The 4,674-nt window shown below is 43.9% G+C and carries 3 protein-coding genes; all 3 read left to right on the top strand.

What is annotated here, in order from left to right:
• The first annotated feature begins 218 nt into the window (after positions 1 to 218).
• The 3 genes from CEV08_RS08855 (at position 219) to CEV08_RS08845 (ending at position 4,492) form a co-directional block, all read left to right on the top strand.
• Positions 219 to 1,583 carry a PBSX family phage terminase large subunit gene (locus tag CEV08_RS08855; RefSeq protein ID WP_100131242.1) on the top strand — a complete coding sequence of 455 codons (1,365 nt, stop codon included), beginning with the start codon at positions 219 to 221 and terminating at the stop codon, positions 1,581 to 1,583.
• Positions 1,568 to 3,415, top strand: coding sequence for a portal protein (locus tag CEV08_RS08850; protein WP_432417146.1), 1,848 nt, complete (start codon positions 1,568 to 1,570; stop codon positions 3,413 to 3,415). The genes CEV08_RS08855 and CEV08_RS08850 overlap by 16 nt, the downstream gene beginning before the upstream one ends.
• Before the next feature lie 297 nt (positions 3,416 to 3,712).
• Positions 3,713 to 4,492: a hypothetical protein gene (locus tag CEV08_RS08845; RefSeq protein ID WP_100131241.1), complete on the top strand. Its 780-nt coding sequence runs from the start codon at positions 3,713 to 3,715 to the stop codon at positions 4,490 to 4,492.
• Positions 4,493 to 4,674 lie beyond the last annotated feature (182 nt).

The following is a 4,674-nucleotide window of genomic DNA, read 5'->3' as shown; positions in this document are numbered from 1 at the left end:
TTGGGAGGGCGCTTTGAGGGCGCTCTTGGGGGGGCTCTTAGGGGGGAGCTTGGGGATCTCATGCAAAAAAAAGGGGAATGCGTTGAGTCTCCGGATGAAAAGAAGATAAAGCCGTGCTTTTGAAAAGAGCGTTTTTCGTTAAATTATCCTAGGATCATTAAACTTGGCATCATCAAAAAAGTAAAGCTCAATTGTTTATCAGTAATGAAAATTTATAAATGACAACGGTTCAGAAAATTTCTCAAAAAATAGAGCAACAAACCGCTCAAGTGGCTCTTATTCCAAAGCTTATTCCTGTCTTTACCGGAAAAGCCGATGTACGCGCCGCTTGGGGGGGACGCGGATCTGGAAAAACACGTTCTTTTGCCTTGATGTCGGCTGTGGTGGGATATCGTCATGGAATGGCGGGAGAACGCGGTATTATCCTTTGTGCGCGACAGTTTCAAAATTCGCTCAATGAGAGCTCTTTGGAGGAAATTAAACGTGCTATCGAGTCTTATCCGTTTTTACAAGACTATTACGAAATCGGCGATAAATATATTAAGTCAAAAGATGGACGCATCGTTTATGTTTTCGCGGGGCTTGATCGAAATATTGCCAGTATTAAATCAATGGGGCGCGTTTTCCTCTGCTGGGTTGATGAGGCAGAGCCGGTAACCGAGACTGCTTGGCAAACGCTTATTCCAACTTTGCGCGAAGAGGGAAAAGATTGGAATGCAGAATTATGGGTTACATGGAACCCGTGTCATGAAAATGCCCCTGTGGAAAAACGTTTTCGAAATGTCGATAACCCCAATATCAAAGGGGCGGAAATTAATTGGCGCGATAATCCAAAATTTCCCGAAAAACTCAATCGTGATCGAATGGACGATTTGCAGCAAAGGCCAGAACAGTATAACCATATTTGGGAAGGCGAATATCTCCAAGCTGTCCAAGGCGCTTATTATCAAAAATGTCTGCTCGAAGCCGAAATGGAAGGGCGGATTACAACCGTTCCACGTGATCCTTTGATGCAGGTGAGAATCTTTTGGGATATCGGCGGAACAGGGGCAAAGGCTGATGCTACCGCTTTGTGGGTCGCGCAATTTGTTGGGCGGGAAATTCGCGTGCTCGATTATTATGAAGCCCAAGGGCAACCGCTTTCTGAGCATGTGGGTTGGGTCTTTCAAAGGGGATATGAAAAGGCGCTGATGGTTTTGCCCCATGATGGAGCGACAAAAGATCGTGTCTATAATGTCAGTTTTGAAAGTGCGCTTCAACAAGCGGGTTTTCAAACCAAAATCATTCCTAATCAAGGAACAGGCGCTGTGAAAATGCGGATCGAAGCCGTAAGGCGTTTGTTTCCTGCTTTATGGTTTAATCGTGAAACAACAGCTGCGGGGAGAAAAGCCCTTGCTTGGTATCATGAAAAGCGAGACGAACAGCGCAATATTGGTCTTGGCGCTGAACATGATTGGGCAAGCCATGGCGCGGATGCCTTCGGACTGATGTGTGTGGCTTATGAACAGCCCCATGCTCGATCGCGCAAAAAAAATACCTATCGCTCTTCTCACCATTCTCAAACTTCATGGATGGCTTTTTAATGAATATACTTACAGGTTCTTCTTTTTCTTCTTATGATCAAATCGAGACGCTTGAAAATCAAGCGCTCTTTAAAAAACTCGTGGGGTGGTATCAGGATGATATTGCTCATGTCGAAAAATGGCGAAAAAATGCCCAAGAAGACTACGATTTTTATAATGGGCGGCAGTGGAATGAGCAAGACTTGGCCGTCTTGAACGAACAAAATAGACCGGTCATGACTTTTAACCGTATTGCACCTTTGATTAATGCCGTCATTGGGACTGAGCGCAATAATAAAAGACAAGTCCAATTTATTCCACGACAAGAAGGGGCTGCCTTTGCAAACCAGATTCTAACAGGAGCAGCCGAATGGTTTCGCGATGAAGCTGATGGGGAATACGAAGATTCTGATGCTTTTCAAGATGCAATTATTTGCGGAATGGGATGGACAGATACACGTCTTGATTATGAAGAAGATCCGCAAGGAAAACCGATCATTGCGCGGCTTGACCCTATGAAAATGGTATGGGATGCGAGTGCTGTTAAGCCTAATCTTATTGATGCACAACGCTTATGGTATATTGATGAAAAACCTCTGGCTGTGGCTCAGCAAATGTTTCCCCATGTTCACTGGAGTGATCTTCATGCCGATTGGGTAAAACATCAGAGCTTTTTACATTCAACCAGCAATGGGATGACACAAAATTATCTGGGAGAGGGGGAAGAGGAAACAAGCTATCAACGCCCTAAAATGGTAACATTGGCTGAATGTCGCTGGTTTGAACGTGAGGTGGTTTATAAAGTACTTGATCAGCAAACCGGAAAATTTATCGATTATTCAGAGCAGAATTTCCAAAGTTTAAGGAAAGCCTTTCCGGATATTCAAGCAACACGGTTGATGAGAAAGATTGTCAAACGGGCATTTTTAGGCAGAAAATTGCTCGAAGCACCGGATAAGCCTTTGGTGCCCGCAGGTCAATTGGGATGGGAGTGTATTACCGGTACTTTTGATAAGTTAAGCCGACAATTTTACGGGATTGTGCGTCCTACAAAAGATCCGCAACGGTGGGCAAACAAATATTTTAGTCAAGTGATGCATTTGCTCAATAGCCAATCAAAAGGCGGTATTATGGCAGAACGTGATGCTTTTGATGATGATCGACAAGCAACCGAAAGTTGGGCTAGAGCCGATAGCATTACTTGGTTGAAAAGTGGGGCTGTATCTGGCGGAAGAATTCAGCCTAAACCCGTGGCGCAATTTCCACAAGGGTTTTTTCAGCTGTTTAATGAAGCAAAAAGTGCACTCGAGCAGGTGACGGGGTTGTCTTCTGAATTTATTGGGACGCGCGCTGTTAATCAGCCCGGTATTCTTGAACAACAACGACGCCAATCATCCCTTAATCTGTTGGCTTCCTTTTTTGATGGTTTGCGTCGATATCGGCAGCGACAGGGGAAAATTATTCTCTATCTTATTCAAAACTATCTGTCCGATGGGCGGTTGGTTCGTATTGCCGGTGATGAAAATGCGCAGTATGTTCCTTTGACACGCGAAATGGTGACAAGTTTGGAATATGATATTGTTGTGGATGATGCACCAACGAGTCTTAATGAAAAAGAGCGTACTTTTGCATTGATCATGCAATTGCTTCCTTTGATGCAAAATTTTGCAACGCCAGAGATTATGCTCGATCTCTTACGCTATTCACCTTTACCGGCTTCATTGATCCATAAAATTGCGATCAAGGCGCAAAATACTCTTCATGAAGAGCAAAATGCTGCAGCGCAGATGGAAAATAAGGTGAAAGAAGAGCAGATTATGCAAATGTTGCAGATCCTAAAGGCTCAACAATAAGGTGCTTTATGGTGTGAGATCTTTGATGATCTTTATCAATGGGCGGATGGATAAAATTTCCATAGGGTAATGTTGCTTCTAGAGCGCCATGTCATCTCTCTTTAGCTTAGAAGAGCTGTTTTATTGGACAATGGTTTTTGGTGTGGAGCAGGGGAGAGATGGCGTTTTGATGTTATGTGAGGTGAAACATGGGGGAATGGTGAAGCCCAAGTGATGAGAGGTGGGGGATAAAGGCTCTCAGGCTGTTGTATCTGAAAAATTTAATTTTATTGTTCAAAAAAAGAGAAGGCTAATGTCATGGATCAAGAACACTTAACGCCGGCAGAACAAAACCAATTGCAACAGGATTTTCTTGCCTCAACACAAGAGGGAGAAGACGGCGAAATTGGAAGAGGAGAAAAAGCAAAAACTTTGGAAGAAAATTTCCAAGGGCAAATGTCTCAACAACAGCTATCTTCGCAGCAAGAAGAGAAAGGGGAGCAAGGGAGAGAAAATGGTCCGCCAGATCCACAAAAAGACTTTATGGGTTATATGCAATGGTTGGGAAAAACACTCCAAAAACAAGGGCTCTTACATGAAAAACAACAACCTACCCCGGTTTGCGAAGCAGAACAGTTGCAGGCATTCTATCAGCAGTCTGTTGCAAGTGTTAAACAAAAGCATCATGATTTTGATCAAGCAGCCGATTTTATTTATGAAACACGTGCTAAACAGTTGGCAGCTTGTGCTTCGCTTTATCCCGAAATGGCAGATCCCCAAAATATTGATGCAAGGATTGGTGATGAGTTGAAGCAGATCTTGCGCGATTGTGCGCAAAAAAATCAAAATCCGGCTGAAGTGATTTATTCTATTGCACAAAAAATTGGCTACACAAATATTCCCAATAACATGGGGGAAAATTTACAGGAAAGACACAATTCTGCCCGTACTCTCGCGGCTTATAACGGTTTGACGCCAAATGGACCAATTTCTTTGGATATGCTTGATAAAATGTCAGAAACAGAATTTAGCACTTGGGTTGCTGATCCTAAAAATAAAGCGGCTTTTAATCGTTTAATGGGGGGAAGAGAATTTTGAAAAACAAGAATGTGACAAGCGTTTTTGCGGGGCGCGTGAGGGGCTTTTTGGCTGCATGAAATGCGGGAAAGGTTTTTGCGGGGCCTGGGAGGGGCTTTGGGTTTCGTGAGAGGGCGGATGTCTTTTGCGGGGTCCGTGAGGGGCTTTGGGTCTGCGTGAGGGGCTTTTGGGCTGCATAAAAT

This window comes from Bartonella tribocorum, assembly GCF_002778015.1.
Lineage (GTDB): Bacteria > Pseudomonadota > Alphaproteobacteria > Rhizobiales > Rhizobiaceae > Bartonella > Bartonella tribocorum_B.
The sequence above is the reverse complement of the archived record's forward strand: the minus strand, read 5'-3'. Positions and strand labels throughout refer to the sequence as shown.